The organism is Caballeronia calidae (assembly GCF_900044055.2).
In the GTDB taxonomy this organism is placed as follows: Bacteria; Pseudomonadota; Gammaproteobacteria; order Burkholderiales; family Burkholderiaceae; genus Caballeronia; species Caballeronia calidae.
Map to the genome: position 1 here is coordinate 1 of NZ_FCOX02000344.1, position 658 is coordinate 658.

1 protein-coding gene is annotated in these 658 nt (G+C 54.3%); it reads right to left on the reverse strand.

Going from position 1 to position 658, the window contains the following annotated elements; translation table 11 throughout:
* A partial coding sequence (locus AWB78_RS49265) for a hypothetical protein (RefSeq protein WP_232478175.1) occupies positions 1-262 on the reverse strand: 262 nt, incomplete at its 3' end.
* Positions 263-658: the final 396 nt, after the last annotated feature.

The following is a 658-nucleotide window of genomic DNA, read 5'->3' on the forward strand; positions in this document are numbered from 1 at the left end:
CCACCGGACCCTGAATCGGAGCGGAAAATTCGGCTTTACGCGGGTTGAGGTCCTTCGGGTTGAGGTCTTTCGGGTTGTGCCCCCCCAATTGGGGACGCGATTTTAATCCATCAAACGAGCGCGCGATATTTCTATCATTTTTATGCAGCCTGGACACGCTCTCATTAGCGCTCGGCGGAATATCGGCCGGTGGAAGAGGCGTTTTTCCCGACCCGACTGCGTTGATATTATTTGACATATTGATGTGTTCGATTTGAGCCATTTAAGATTGCAAAATCTAAAGTAGATGGCGCCGCATCGGATAGGCCACCGCCCTTACCCCTACTTACTTCACTTCGATCTCTGCATGTCAGGTTAGAGTACAAGATTGGATGCCGTCTTGCCCATCTCGCATGCGAAAGTATTGACGCTGATGCGAAACGTCTGAACCGCACGTTGGCGAGAGTCGGGCGCGGAGCGGCGTGTTGGGCCGCTAAACCAGAGTTCGTGCTAGCAGGCAGAATATGGACTGGTTCGCCGCAGCTCAACCACAGATAGAAAGTCTTTCGATTCCGCCTCGCCATAAGCGCCCCCATGAACTCGCTACGTCCGTCGCGCCACTTGAACAGCGCGGTATCGTCATTGCGACCGCGAAGTTGCCGCGTTGCCAGCATCGACG